Below are 13,354 nucleotides of genomic sequence, written 5' to 3'. Positions count from 1 at the left end.
GCTCAACGAGGCCATGTACGCGGTGATGGAGGGCGTGGCCACAGCGGAAGCGGTGGACGAGGTCTTCAAGCTGGGCATGGCGCATCCCATGGGCCCGCTGACCTTGGCCGACTTCATCGGCCTCGACGTCTGCCTCGACATCATGCGCGTGCTGCACGACGACCTGGGCGATCCCAAGTACCGCCCCTGCCCATTGCTGATCAAGATGGTGGATGCGGGATGGCTGGGGCGAAAGTCCGGCCGCGGCTTCTACAAGTACTGAATCCAGCCATCCCTGGGGCGAGTGACTGTCCTCACCGCCGCCTGCACCGGGATAGGGCGTATACTCTTACAGAGATGCGCTGCCTGCGGGCCATTACGTTCGGCGTCATGCTGATTGCGTGGGGGTCCGGACCGGCTGCGGCTTGTTTGCTGCCGGATTCACAACTCACCGAAGAGGAGAAGGCCTGCTGCCGGGAGATGGCTCCCCAGTGCGGGGAGGAAATGCAAGCCTCCCACTCCTGCTGCATGAAGTCTGTGAAGCACGATCAATCGCCGCTGGCCTCGCGCGGCCATGACCTGCGCCCCGAGCTTGTAGTCGCGCAACTCCGCTCCCACGAGGGAAGCTGGGGTCTGCCCGGCACGCTGATTCCGGCCGGCTCGTTCGCTAGTCCCTCACCGCCTGGCCCCGCTCCCGGCGCCACTACCATCCTCAGAATCTAGTTTCCTCCGCAGGTTCCGCGAAGGCGCATTGGTGCGCCTCGAAACAAGTGTCGATCCGTGGAATTGTGGAGGAAACATGAAGTCTGCTTGCATTCTTGTCTTTCTATTGTTGACCTGGGCTGCGGCTGGCGCGCAGGCGCCGCTCCCGGTGGCAGCCACGCCGCCCGCTCAGGAACATGAGACGCATCCAGCGGACGTTCCCGCCATGACGCTGGAACAGCTTGAGGCGGCGTCCCTGGAAACGAATCCGGAGATCCAGGTGCTGGCCCGGGGGGCGGGCGTCGCCGAAGCGCGCGTCCCCGCCGCGGGAGCACTGGACGACCCTTCGTTCATGTATCGCGGCTGGGGCGTCCCCCTGCGCGAACCCTGGAACCTGAATCAAGCGCAGAACATGTTCGCGGTGACGCAGGCCTTTCCCGGGCCGGGCAAGCGGGCGCTGCGCTCCCAGATCGCGCAGCAGGGCGTAAGCATTGCGAAAGCCGTGCTGGAGGCCAAGAAGCGCGAGGTCACGGCCAGAGTCCGCACCGCCTTCTATGGCCTGCTTCGGAACTCCGAGGAATTGCGTCTGCATGAGGAGCAGGTAGCGCTGGCGCGGCAGGGGATGGAGGCCGCCCGCATCAAGTACACCGTGGGCCGGGTGCCGCAGCAGGATTTGCTGAAAGCTCAAATCGCCGTCACCCGGCTGGTCGAGCATCTGTTGACGTTGCAGCAGGAGGGCCGGCTGGCGCGAGTCGAGCTCAATGCTCTTCTGGGACGCGATCCGGGCGGCCCTCTGGAGGTCGTGGGCGAGTACGCCGTGCCGGGAGATCTTCCCGCCATCGCCGAGCTGCAACGCGTGGCGCTGGAGAATCGTCCGGAGCTACTGGCCACCTCTGTGGCCATCCAGCGCAGCGAGACCCAGGTCCGGCTGGCGGCCAAAGCCTACACTCCGGACTACAGCCTGGGCTTTGGATACATGCTGCAGCCCGCCGCCTCTCCCTTCCGCAACGCCTACATGGCAGAGCTTTCTTTCACCCTGCCCTGGTTCAATCGCCGGCGCCACGAATCGGAGATCGCCGAGGCGCGGGCCGAGCACACCGTTTGGAAAGCAGAATACGAGAACCGGCGTGTTCTGGTTTTCCGCGAGATTCAGGAAGCCCGGATTCGCGCGGAAACGGCAAGACAGATGGTGGAGCTGTATCGCGACACCCTGCGGCCGCAGACCCAGACCTCCCTAAAAGCAGCGGTGGCCGCCTATCGCAACGATCGCACGGATTTCCTGAACCTGCTCGACAGCCAGAACGCGGCGCTGGACGTGGAGTATGCATACTTCCGGGCGCTCTCGGAGTTTGAAGAGCGGCGGGCCGATCTGGAGCGCGCCGTGGGCGCACCCCTGCCCGCACGGGCGCCCGCAGCCGAGACGACCGCGGAGGTGAAGCCATGAGTTTCCCGAACAAGAGAGTCGCCGCAACTGCTTTGCTGGTGTTTCTTGTGGGTGCGATTGTGTTCGGAGCAGCGATGTGGATGCGCTCGCGGCCTGCGAGCAGCCCTCCGGTCGCAGCCGCCCCGGCGGCCTCCGCTCCTGCCGGGGGTCATCAGGAACCGGCCGGGAACCTGCCTTCGACCTCGGAACCGGGCAGCACCGTGGAACTCAGCGACGCCGAGCAGAGAGCCATCGGCGTCGAAACCAGCGAGGTACGCCTGAGAACCATGGCCGGTTCGCTGCTGACGGTGGGAAGAGTGGAAGAAGCGGAGACCCAACTCGCTAGCATCAGCTCGCGCGTCGGGGGGCGCATCGACAAGCTATTCCTGGACTTCACCGGGCAAGCCGTGCGCCGCGGACAGCCCATTGCTCTTATTTACAGCCCCGAAGTCGCCTCCAGCGGGGAGGAGTACCGGCTGGCGCTGGAGAGCCTGGAGCGGCTCGGCTCCCAGGGGCGGCCGGAGGCGCAGGCTCAGGCCCGCGACCTGGTGGTGGCTTCCCGGCGCCGTCTGGAGCTCTGGGGCCTGTCGCCGCAACAGATCCAAGAGATTGCCAGGGCGGATCATCCGCCGGTTCAAATCACCATCTCTTCGACCGTCAGCGGCATTGTGATGGAGCGGAAGGTGGTCTTGGGTCAGTACGTCAAAGAGGGAGATGCGCTCTACACCGTCGCCGACCTGAGCACGGTGTGGGTCAAGGCGGATGTCTATGAATCGGACCTGGCGCGCGTGCGTGCGGGCCAGCCGGTGGAGGTCACCGCCGAGGCGCTGCCCGGCAAACTGCTCGGGCGCGTGGACTTCATCGAGCCCACGCTCAACCCCCAGACGCGCACGGTGGCGGTACGCATTCAAGTTGCGAATCCCGGGCTGCGGCTGCGCCCGGGGATGTTCGTCCACGCATCGCTCGCCCGCTCCGCGGGGCAGGAGGTCCTGGCCGTGCCTCGCTCTGCGGTGCTCGATACTGGGACGCGGAAGCTGGTCTACGTTGCGCGGGGAAGCGGTGTCTTCGAACCGCGCCAGGTGGAACTGGGAGCCGCAGACCAGGAGTTCTACCCCGTCCTGTCGGGAGTGCGGGAGGGCGAGCGCGTGGTCACCCACGGCAGCTTCCTGATCGACTCGCAGACGCGCCTGACCGGGGGCATGGCGGGCATGTTCGGCGGCTCGAAGGAATTCTCGGCAAACGCGCCTCAGGCTTCCTCAGGGCCAGGAGAGGCGCTCAAGGTGGTCTTCCGATCCGTGCCCGACCCGGCAACCGGAGGAGCGGAGGCTGCTTTTCACGTGTCGGTCACCGATCCCCGCGGGAAAGCCGTCGGGGACGCTCAGGTGAGCGTGACGCTGCTCATGCCCGCGATGCCTGCCATGGGCATGGCGGAGATGCGGCAGTCCACAGAGCTGAAGTGGGACGGGACGCAATACTCCGGAAGCATGACGGTTCCCACGGCGGGTTCGTGGAGTGTGACGGTGGAAGTGAATCGAAACGGGCAGCGTGTGGCCGTGTACAGGACGAACCTGCGCGCCAAGTAGGAAGGAGCGGGCCTTGATTAACCGGCTGATCGAGTTGTCTCTGCGATATCGCTTTTTCGTGCTGCTGATCTACGCGGTTCTGGCCGGGTGGGGATACTGGGCACTGCTCCGCACTCCCATCGATGCCATCCCGGACTTGAGTGAGAACCAGGTCATCGTGTACGCGGACTGGCCGGGCCGCAGCCCCCAGGAGGTGGAGGACCAGATCACCTATCCGCTCACCGTGAACCTCCAGGGCCTGCCGGGAGTGAAAACCGTGCGTTCGGCCTCGGCCTTTGGCTTTTCCATGGTCAACATCATCTTCGAAGACAACGTGGACGTTTACTTTGCCCGCACGCGGGTGCTGGAGCGGCTGAATCTCGCCTCCAGTTACCTGCCCGCCGGGGCCACGCCCACGCTGGGTCCGGACGCCACCGGAGTCGGCCAGGTCTTTTGGTACACAGTGGACGGGCCCTACGATTCCGGCACCTTGCACTCCATCCAGCACTGGTTTGTCCGCTATCAACTCAATTCGGTCCCCGGTGTGGCTGACGTGGGCACCATTGGCGGCTTCCTGCGCCAGTACCAGATTGACGTGGATCCGGTGAAGCTGCGCGCTTACGGCCTTCCCATCCGCACGGTCTTCGAGGCGGTGGAGCGCAGCAACCTCAACGTGGGCGCGAAGGTCTTGGAGTCTGGCGACCAGGAACTGGTGGTGCGCGGCATGGGCCTGATTCGGTCCGTCCAGGACATCGAAAACATCGTGCTCGACGCCCACGGCGGCACGCCCGTCTATGTAAGCAACGTCGCGTCCGTGCAACTGGGCCCGGAGTTCCGCCGCGGCGCGCTCGACAAAGATGGCAAAGACGCGGTGGGCGGAGTGGTGATCATCCGCTATGGCGCCAACGCCCTGGCGGTGATTGATGCGGTCAAGGCCAAGATCCGGGCCCTGGAGCCCGGCCTGCCTCCCGGCGTCAAGATCGTGCCCTTCTACGACCGCAGCAGCCTGATCCTTCGGGCGGTGGCCATGCTGCGGCTGGCTTTGATTGAAGAGATCGTGCTGGTCACCCTGGCGCACATTATTTTCTTGTGGCATTTCCGCAGCATCCTGATCGTCACCCTCCCGCTTCCCTTGGCGGTGCTGATCTCGTTCCTGTTCATGAACCAGGCCGGAATCTCCTCCAACATCATGTCGCTGGGCGGGATCGCCATCGCCATCGGCGTGCTGGTGGACGCGGGAATCGTCATGACCGAAAACGTGATCCGCCACGCCGAGCAGCACTATGAGGAACACGGCGAGTACAGGTCGCAGATCCGGGAGATCACGCTGAACGCGGCGAAAGTGGTCGGCCGGCCGATCTTCTTTGCCATGACCATCATCATCCTAGCCTTCGTCCCGGTCTTTGCGCTGACCGGGATGGAAGGCAAGATGTTTCACCCCTTGGCGTTCACTAAGACGTTCGCCATGGCGGGCTCCACCTTCATGGCGGTCACGCTGGTCCCGGTGTTGTGCACCTTCCTGATCCGCGGCCGGTTGCACCGGGAAGAGGACAATCCAGTGATGCGCGTGCTGCAGGGACTGTACAAGCCGGTGCTGGGCTGGGTGCTACGGCACCGGTTCGCCACCCTGGCCTCGGCCTTGCTGCTGTTTCTGGGCTCGCTGTGGCTGGCCAGCGGAATCGGCTCCGAGTTCATGCCGCCGCTGGACGAGGAAAGCGCCATGTGGATGCCCATCACCGATCCCAGCATCTCCCTGACCAAAGCCACCGAGCTGATGCGGCAACAGGACCGCATCATCGCCCAGGATCCGGCGGTCGGCCTGGTGGTGGGGAAGATCGGCCGGGCCGACACCCCCACCGACCCGGCTCCCATCAACATGACCGAGACCATCGTGACGCTCAAGCCGAAGGAAGAATGGCCAGCCGGCACCACCAAAGACCAGATCCTCGAGCGGCTGAACGAAAAACTGCGCATGCCGGGAGTGACCAACATCTGGACACAGCCCATCCGCAACCGCATCGACATGCTCTCCACCGGGATCCGGACCCAGGTGGGGGTGAAGGTGTTTGGCAGCGATTTGGCCACCCTTGAACAGAAATCGGTCGAGATCGAGCGCGTTCTGCACGAGGTCCCGGGCGCGGTGGATCTCTATGCGGAACGCATCACCGGAGCCCCGTATCTGGAGATTCAGGTGGACCGTACCGCCGCCGCCCGCTATGGCATCAGCGTGGGCGACGTCCAGGACGTGATCGAGACGGCGATCGGCGGCAGAAACCTGACCACCACCATCGAGGGCCGCCAGCGCTTCCCCGTGCGCGTCCGCTATGCCCGCGATTTCCGCGAGGATCCCGAGAGCCTGGGCCAACTCCCGGTCCCCGGACCCAATGGACTTCAAATCCCGTTGGGACAACTGGCGCACATCCACGTGACCATGGGCCCTTCCATGATCTCCAGCGAGAACGGCTTGCTGCGTGGCACCGTGCTCATGAACGTCCGCGGCCGGGATGCCGGCGGCTTCGTGGAAGAGGCCAAACGCGCGGTCGGCGAGCGCGTAAAGCTCCCGCCTGGCTATTACGTGGAGTGGAGCGGCCAGTATGAGAACCAGATCAGCGCCAAGCGGCGCCTGGAAGTCGTCATTCCCGTGGTTCTGGTCATCATCGTATTGCTGCTGTACCTGACCTACCGGTCGTGGAGGGAAGCCTTCCTTGTTATCCTTGCGGTTCCGTTCGCCTTCTCGGGCGGAATCGTTCTGCTGAAGCTGCTGGGCTACAACTTTTCCGTCGCGGTATGGGTGGGGTTCATCGCGTTGTTTGGCACGGCGGTCCAGACCGGCGTGGTCATGGTGATTTATCTGCAAGAGGCGGTGGCGCGCAAGGTCGCGGCCACAGGCCCACTGACCCACGAAAGTCTGCAGGAAGCGGTGATGGAGGGTGCGCTGTTGCGACTCCGCCCCAAAGTGATGACGGTGGCCACCGTGGTGGCGGGCTTGCTTCCCATCATGTGGTCCACGCGCACGGGCGCGGAGGTGATGAAGCCTTTGGCCACGCCCGTACTGGGAGGCATGGTCAGTTCGTTGCTGCTGGTGCTGATCGTGACGCCTGTGATCTTTACCTGGCTACGGGAGCGCGAGATCCGCAAGGCCGAGACGGGCGCGTGAGGTTACTTGCGCGCCACTCCCCGCTCCGCGCCCGTTCCGGCTATTCTCCTGACATGGCGGCGCGGCTCACGGTCCTGGCCAGCGGGAGCAAGGGAAACAGCGCGGTGGTGGCCAGCGCGCGCACGCGCCTGCTGGTGGACGCCGGGCTTTCCTGCCGCGAAACCTTCCGCCGCATGCGCGCCGCGGGGGAGGAGCCGGAACAGCTGGACGCCATCCTCATCTCCCACGAGCACTCCGATCATGTGGGAGGACTGGAGGTGCTGGCGCGCAAGACCCGGGCGGCGGTCTACATGACCGCGGACACGCGCGAGGCTTGGGTGCGCGACCGGCGGCAGAGCGCGCAGGACCACCAACCTCCCAGGCTGGAGCGGATGGAATCCTTCTCCTCCGGGCACAGCTTCGTGGTGGGCGACATCACCGTGACGCCCTTCACCACGCCGCACGACGCCACCGACCCGGTGGCCTTCACCTTTCGCCTCGAAGGAGTGAAGCTGGGTCTGGTGACCGACCTGGGATATCTGCCGCCGAACGTGCGCGAGCACCTGCGGGGATGCGACGGGCTGATGATCGAGTCCAACCACGACCTGGAGATGCTGCGCGGAGGGCCCTATCCCTGGCAGGTGAAGCAGCGGGTGATGAGCCGCGTGGGCCACCTCTCCAATGACGCCCTCGCGGAATTCTTTACGAACGATTATGATGGAGGGGCTGCGTTCGTCGTGTTGGCGCATCTCTCCGAGCAGAACAACCATCCCGAGATCGCCCGGAGAGCGGCGGAGCAGGCCCTGGGCCCGCAGCGGGATCTGATGCGCAACCGGCTGCTGCTGGCATCCCAAAGTCAGCCGATGGAATCTATTCATCTGTAAACGATAACGATATGGTCATCAATCAGCCTTGCACGGACCGCGTGGTGGCAGAGATTCTGGCGGGATGGCGGTACGATATCTCCGGGATCGCGGCCGAGATGCGCGGCGATTATGAAAAACACCTGGCGGGCTGCGCCCGCTGCCGCGCGCGGCTGCGCCTGCACCGCACCATCGACGTCGGCCTGATCGTGGTCACCACCATCTCGGCGGGGATGTTCCTGGTGGCCTTCGGCGCCATCCGCTACCTCGATCCCAAACACGCGCTGCTGCTGCAGATTGCCGCGCTGTGCGGCTTCGCCTTCTCCAGCGTGGTGTGGATCGCCGTGGCCATCGCCACTCCGGCGCCGCTGGTGATGGTGGACGCCGCCAAGCTGGGCGCGCGCCGCATCCATGACAGCCTGCCGCAAGAGATCCGCGACCGCATCCCGGAGGAGTTCAAGGTAAAGATCAACTAACAGGGAAGCGAGCCCCGCTTCCTGGAGTCAGGCATTCGATTGCGCTTCGCAAGAACATTTACGGCTTTGGTTTTGATCGTGGCGATGACGGGAAACCTCACCGCCGCCGCGTCGTGCGCTGAGTTGTGCGCCGCTCGGCAGCATCCAGGCCATTCCGCTGACCAACCTGCACAGCCCATGATGGCCGCTCACCACTCCGCTCATCACATGAAGATGAAGTCGTATCCCCACTCCCAGCCGGAGGCGCCGGTGTCGGTTAAACGTCAGGCCTGCTCCGGGCATGTGCAGGATGCGGCCGGGAAGAACTCCAGTGCTGCCTTGCCGAGGGACAACGCAGCCGGCGTGTTTGTGCAATCTCCGGTGGGATTCGCCTGCGAGGGAATCTCGGAAACAGAGGCCGCGACTTCCCCACCCCCAAGCCCGCACCTGCATTCGGCTCTACCCCTCCGTATCTAGCTCCCTTCCTCTCGCTGAATTTCCTTTTGCACGAGCGCGCTACAGGATTATGCGCGCGCCTCTGGACACATTCTGAGAAGGAAGGGACATCATGAATTTCAGGTATCTATTGCCAGGATTGCTGCTGTGCGCCGTGGCCTTCGCTCAAACCCAGCCGGATGGCGAGGAGCACGCGCAGCACCAGCACACTCCGCCGCCGGCGCAGGAGCAGCCCAAGCCACCGGATCCGCAGAAGAAGCAGGAAGAGCCGCCGCAGAAGCCGCCGGAGGCGCAGCCTGAGCATCAGCATGAGGGGATGGCGGGGATGGAGCAGGCGGCGAAGCCCGCACGCGAGCCGCACCGCATGGCCTCGGGCACGGCCTGGCAGCCGGATTCGACCCCCGCCTACATGTGGATGACCGAACGCGCGAAATGGACGCTGATGGCGCACGGCAATCTCTTCCTCACCTTCAACCACCAGGGCGGGCCGCGGGGCGCGGGCAAGTTCGAGTCCATGAACTGGGCCATGTTCATGGAGCAGCACCGGCTGGGCCCGGGGACCATCGAATTCCGCCAGATGTTCTCCGCCGAGGCGCTGACCGTGCCGCATCCGGGCTTTCCGCAGCTCTTCCAGACGGGCGAGACCTATCGCAACCAGCCGCTGGTAGACCACCAGCATCCGCACGACCTCTTCGGAGAGATTTCCGTGCTGTACTCGGTGCCCATCTCGAAGAAGGTGAGCTGGCACATCTACGGCGCGCCGGTGGGCGAGCCGGCGCTGGGCCCGGTGGCGTTCATGCATCGCGGATCGGCGGCGGAAATCCCGTCGGCGCCACTCAGCCATCACCTGCAGGACGCCACTCACATCACCGCGGGCGTAATCACCACCGGGCTGACGGTGGGCAAAGTGCGCGGCGAAGTCTCCGTCTTTAACGGACGCGAGCCCGACCAGGTGCGCCAGACCATCGACTTCGGCCCGCTCGACTCCTGGTCGGCGCGGGTGAGCGTGCGTCCCTCGAAGGACTGGAGTTTGCAGTACAGCTACGGCCACATCCATGACCAGGAGATCCACGCCGGGGAGCCGGGCGATACCAATCGCCAGACGGCATCGGTCAGTTACAACCGGCCGCTCACGGGCGGCAACTGGGCGACCTCGCTCATCTGGGGGCGCAATCACAAGCAGCTCAAAAACACCACGCAGAACAGCTACTTGCTGGAATCCATCGTGAACTTCAAGTCCAGGAACTACGCCTACACGCGTCTGGAGCTGGTGGACAAGGACGAGCTGTTTCCCGCGGTTCCGCTTCCGCGTCCGCAGTTCCGCGTAGGCGGGTACACCTTCGGTGGCATCCGGGACCTGGTGCAGAACGCCAAGATGCAGATGGGAGTGGGCGCTGACGTAACCTTCTATTCGAAGCCTTCAGCGCTCGATGCGGTGTACGGTGAGAACCCGGTGAGCTTTCGCGTCTTCCTGCGCTTCCGGCCGGGGCGCATGGAGCATCACCACTGAGGCGACAAAGTTATTGCATGGGAGAGGATGATGCAAAAACCTGTGGCAGTCACTGTGGTAACCCTAGCTCTCGCACTGGGCCTGGAAGCGCCCTGCCGGCCGGGCGAGCTGGATGGTCCGGTGCGTGAGGTCAACGTGCCTTCAGCCACAGCCGTGTCTTCACAGGAGAGATGAAACATGCGCAGGAAGAAGCTGGTCGCCTCCACGGTATTGGTAACCCTCGCAACCCTCTTAGGGCTCGGTGTGGTGACAATCCGTCGCGGTTTTAGCGCGCGGGACAACCCGTCTGCATTGGAAGCCGCGGTGGCGAGGACAATGCGAAGCCTGGCCGTTCCCGCTTCCATGAAGAACGCGAGGGATCCATTCACGGCCACCCCGGAGCTCATCGCGCAACAGAGGGCGCATTTTGCGGACCATTGCGCCCTCTGCCACGCCAATAACGGGAGCGGGGAAACCACCATCGGCAAGAACATGTATCCCAAGCCTCCCGACATGCGCCAGGCGCAGACACAGAATCTGACCGATGGCGAGATTTACGGCATCATTCACCACGGCATTCGCCTCACCGGCATGCCGGCCTGGGGCGACGCGGTCAAGGATGAGGAGAGCTGGAAATTGGTTCTTTTCATTCGCCACCTTCCGGAACTGACGCCCGAAGAAGCGAAGGAGATGGAAAACTACAATCCCGTGAGCCGCCGCGAGATGGAGGAGGAACGGGAAGCCGAGGAGTTTTTGAGTGGCCAGGAGCCGCAACAGAAGAGAGAACCGACCAAGCAGCAAAGCAAACAACATCACTAATAGGAGGAAGACCATGAAAACGAAAAGAATGATCGCATTGACTGCAGCTCTGGCAGTTGCCTTGTCCGGACTCGCGCTCGCCCACGGCGCGGGCGAGCACGTGAAGGGCATGGTAACCGCCGTGACAGCCAGCTCCATCACCGTACAGACGCTCGAGAAAGAGACGAAGGCGGTGTCCTTCGACTCTGAGACAAAGTTCATCAAGAGCGGAAAGCCAGCCAAGGCCAGCGACCTGAAGGTTGGCGACCGGGTCGTGGTGGATGTCCATCAAATGGGCGACATGCTCCACGCAGCCATCGTTCGGTTCGGCGCCCCCAATCGGGCTGCGACGCCCCATTCTCACTAGAAAGGACAAGACATGATGAAGCCGCTTATCGTATTGGCCGCAGTAGTTCTAGCGTGGATGCCTCTCTACGGCCAGAACCGCGGGCCGGAAGCCGAAGTGCGTAGAGTGATCGAACAGTTTGAGCAAGGACTGGCGGAGCGCAACGTGGCCCAGTTGGAGCCTCTGGTCGCTTCCGACCTGGTGGTATTGGAGAACGGGGGCCGGAACGACGGCTGGGTGGACTTCCGCGATCATCACCTGATTCCCGAGTTCCAGGAGCCCGCGCCGCCCTCGAAGGCCCAGGTCGTCAAGATCGTGGCCAGCCCGCAGATGGGCTGGGGCTACACCCGGACGGACATGACCCTGACCCGCAAGAGCGGCCAGAAGGTCGAGGCCGTGCTGTGGTCGGTCTACGTGGTTGAAAAGCGCGCGGAGGGATGGAAGCTGGTGCTGTTGGACTGGAGCTTCAAAGTGCAGCCGCCTCCGGCGAGCAAGTGATTCGCGGGCTCAGGTCTCGAGCCCACCGATCAAGTCGGTGATCTTCTTCACCCGGTGCTCCACGCACCAGCGCTCCAGCGCGCCCACGATCTTCTCCGTGGCGCATGGGTCCCAGTAGTTGGCGGTGCCGATCTGCACGGCCGCTGCGCCGGCGAGCATGAATTCCACCACGTCCTCGGCGGTGGCGATGCCACCGATGCCGATCACCGGAATATCCACGGCGTGCGCGGCTTCATAGACCATGCGCAGCGCGATGGGCTTGATGGCCGGGCCGGAAAGCCCGGCGGTGATGTTGGAGATGCGCGGGCGGCGGGTCTCGGCGTCGATGGCCAGGGCCACGAAGGTGTTGACCAGGGAGATGGCGTCCGCTCCGGCGTTCTCCGCCGCGTGCGCCATCTGCGGAATGCTGCTCACGTTGGGTGAGAGCTTGACGATCAACGGCCGCCGCGCCGCGTTCTTGGCGTTGACTACCACCTCCTCCAGCAGCACCGGGTCGGTCCCGAACTGGATGCCGCCGCGCTTGGTGTTGGGGCAAGAGACGTTTAGCTCATAGGCGGCGATGCCCTCGCCCTGGTTCAGGATGTGGATGGCGGCCTCGTAGTCGTCCGGGGTGTAGCCGAAGACGTTGGCGATGACCACGATGTCCTTCTTCTTGTTGAGCAGCGGAAGCTTCTCTTCCACAAAGGCGCGCGCGCCGATGTTCTGCAGCCCGATGGAGTTCAGCATGCCGGCGGCGGTCTCGAAGATGCGCGGCGGCGGGTTGCCGGCCATGGGCTCGCGCGAAAGACCTTTCACCACGAATCCACCCAGCTTTTCCAGCGCGACGATGTCTTCAAACTCGATGCCGTAGCCGAAGGTGCCGCTGGCGGCGATGACCGGATTCTTGAAGGTGAGACCGGCAAAGCTCACGCTCAGGTCCACGGCGTGGCCGGACGCGCTCGCAGCCGGATTGGCGGCCTGCGTCATCGCGGCGCCTTTCCCGGCTGCGCGCTGGGGCGCTGGGTAGCGGGCACCAGCGCCTCGGTCAGGACCCGTCCCGTGCTGTGCGAGGGCGGCGAGATTCCGAGCAGCGAGGCGAGAGTCGGCGCTAGGTCCACCGGCTCGGCGTGGCCGCGGTACGTTCCCGGCTGGAAGGGAGCTCCGAAGAAGGCCAGCGGGACGTGGGTGTCGTAAGTGTAGGGGCTGGAGTGATCGGTGCCGGGCGGATAGCCGACTACGTACGCTTGCGGCACCAGGATGACGTACCAGCCGCCGTAGGGCGAGGCGCTGTGGGCGTAGCGGCGTCCGGTCTCATCCTGCGGCAGCTCGCCGTGCGCGATCTGGCTGCGGGTGAAGTAGCCCACCGCGGGGCTCTCCTTCATCAGCGCTTCGCCGGCGACGCGCTCCGCATCGGCCTGGGTCAGCTTGGTCGAGGAAAAAGCCTCTGCGGATAGATAGGCGATGGGCCAATCCAGCGCCGTGATGAACTCGGTATCCCGCCCCGGAGTCAATTTGGAGGAAAGCGCGGCGTTGGCGCGCGCTTTCACATCTCTGGGAATGAAGGTTCCCGCCGGGATGCGAAGTCCCGAAGCGTACGAGGGGAGCGGCGCGATGCCGTGGTCGGCGGAGAGCGCGATCCACAGGTTGGCCAGGCCCACCTGCTTCCCC

13 protein-coding genes are annotated in these 13,354 nt (G+C 64.4%); 11 read left to right on the top strand and 2 right to left on the bottom strand.

The window, feature by feature from the left end:
• From VGQ94_08640 to VGQ94_08590, 11 genes are all read left to right on the top strand, one after another.
• Positions 1-262 (top strand): 3-hydroxyacyl-CoA dehydrogenase family protein (locus tag VGQ94_08640; GenBank protein ID HEV2022584.1); only part of this gene is annotated, 262 nt, incomplete at its 5' end.
• A gap of 74 nt (positions 263-336) precedes the next feature.
• Complete coding sequence (locus VGQ94_08635) at positions 337-702, top strand: hypothetical protein (protein HEV2022583.1); 366 nt, start codon at positions 337-339, stop codon at positions 700-702.
• A gap of 76 nt (positions 703-778) precedes the next feature.
• Complete coding sequence (locus tag VGQ94_08630; protein HEV2022582.1) at positions 779-2,125, top strand: TolC family protein; 1,347 nt, start codon at positions 779-781, stop codon at positions 2,123-2,125.
• Positions 2,126-2,325: 200 nt separating this feature from the next.
• Positions 2,326-3,687, top strand: a complete 1,362-nt coding sequence (locus tag VGQ94_08625; GenBank protein ID HEV2022581.1) for an efflux RND transporter periplasmic adaptor subunit — start codon at positions 2,326-2,328, stop codon at positions 3,685-3,687.
• Positions 3,688-3,700: 13 nt separating this feature from the next.
• Complete coding sequence (locus VGQ94_08620) at positions 3,701-6,823, top strand: CusA/CzcA family heavy metal efflux RND transporter (protein ID HEV2022580.1); 3,123 nt, start codon at positions 3,701-3,703, stop codon at positions 6,821-6,823.
• Between the two features lie 53 nt (positions 6,824-6,876).
• Complete coding sequence (locus VGQ94_08615) at positions 6,877-7,686, top strand: MBL fold metallo-hydrolase (protein ID HEV2022579.1); 810 nt, start codon at positions 6,877-6,879, stop codon at positions 7,684-7,686.
• 11 nt (positions 7,687-7,697) lie between these two features.
• Positions 7,698-8,141, top strand: a complete 444-nt coding sequence (locus VGQ94_08610) for a hypothetical protein (GenBank protein HEV2022578.1) — start codon at positions 7,698-7,700, stop codon at positions 8,139-8,141.
• Positions 8,142-8,688: 547 nt separating this feature from the next.
• Positions 8,689-10,086 carry a hypothetical protein gene (locus tag VGQ94_08605; GenBank protein HEV2022577.1) on the top strand — a complete coding sequence of 466 codons (1,398 nt, stop codon included), beginning with the start codon at positions 8,689-8,691 and terminating at the stop codon, positions 10,084-10,086.
• A 177-nt stretch (positions 10,087-10,263) separates the two neighbouring features.
• Positions 10,264-10,884, top strand: a complete 621-nt coding sequence (locus VGQ94_08600; GenBank protein HEV2022576.1) for a c-type cytochrome — start codon at positions 10,264-10,266, stop codon at positions 10,882-10,884.
• A gap of 13 nt (positions 10,885-10,897) precedes the next feature.
• Positions 10,898-11,230 (top strand): DUF5666 domain-containing protein, encoded by a 333-nt coding sequence (locus VGQ94_08595; GenBank protein HEV2022575.1) that lies wholly within the window; start codon positions 10,898-10,900, stop codon positions 11,228-11,230.
• 12 nt (positions 11,231-11,242) lie between these two features.
• Positions 11,243-11,707 carry a nuclear transport factor 2 family protein gene (locus tag VGQ94_08590; GenBank protein ID HEV2022574.1) on the top strand — a complete coding sequence of 155 codons (465 nt, stop codon included), beginning with the start codon at positions 11,243-11,245 and terminating at the stop codon, positions 11,705-11,707.
• Between the two features lie 9 nt (positions 11,708-11,716).
• Here the strand turns inward: VGQ94_08590 and VGQ94_08585 are convergent, their stop codons facing one another.
• Positions 11,717-12,673 (bottom strand): dihydroorotate dehydrogenase, encoded by a 957-nt coding sequence (locus VGQ94_08585; protein HEV2022573.1) that lies wholly within the window; start codon positions 12,671-12,673, stop codon positions 11,717-11,719.
• Positions 12,670-13,354: hypothetical protein (locus VGQ94_08580; GenBank protein ID HEV2022572.1), on the bottom strand; the 685-nt coding region annotated here is incomplete at its 5' end. The genes VGQ94_08580 and VGQ94_08585, both read right to left, overlap by 4 nt.

This window comes from Terriglobales bacterium (assembly GCA_035937135.1).
GTDB lineage: Bacteria > Acidobacteriota > Terriglobia > Terriglobales > Acidobacteriaceae > DASYVL01.
Note: the sequence above shows the minus strand (reverse complement) of the source record. Positions and strands in the feature narration are given on the sequence as shown.

What these genes read in the sequence shown, in the direction of transcription:
- VGQ94_08635 (HEV2022583.1), top strand. Translation starts at nt 337, where the DNA reads ATGCGCTGCCTGCGGGCCATTACGTTCGGCGTCATGCTGATTGCGTGG.
- VGQ94_08600 (HEV2022576.1), top strand. Translation starts at nt 10,264, where the DNA reads ATGCGCAGGAAGAAGCTGGTCGCCTCCACGGTATTGGTAACCCTCGCA.
- VGQ94_08585 (HEV2022573.1), bottom strand. Translation starts at nt 12,673, where the DNA reads ATGACGCAGGCCGCCAATCCGGCTGCGAGCGCGTCCGGCCACGCCGTG.
- VGQ94_08610 (HEV2022578.1), top strand. Translation starts at nt 7,698, where the DNA reads ATGGTCATCAATCAGCCTTGCACGGACCGCGTGGTGGCAGAGATTCTG.
- VGQ94_08595 (HEV2022575.1), top strand. Translation starts at nt 10,898, where the DNA reads ATGAAAACGAAAAGAATGATCGCATTGACTGCAGCTCTGGCAGTTGCC.
- VGQ94_08590 (HEV2022574.1), top strand. Translation starts at nt 11,243, where the DNA reads ATGATGAAGCCGCTTATCGTATTGGCCGCAGTAGTTCTAGCGTGGATG.
- VGQ94_08630 (HEV2022582.1), top strand. Translation starts at nt 779, where the DNA reads ATGAAGTCTGCTTGCATTCTTGTCTTTCTATTGTTGACCTGGGCTGCG.
- VGQ94_08605 (HEV2022577.1), top strand. Translation starts at nt 8,689, where the DNA reads ATGAATTTCAGGTATCTATTGCCAGGATTGCTGCTGTGCGCCGTGGCC.
- VGQ94_08615 (HEV2022579.1), top strand. Translation starts at nt 6,877, where the DNA reads ATGGCGGCGCGGCTCACGGTCCTGGCCAGCGGGAGCAAGGGAAACAGC.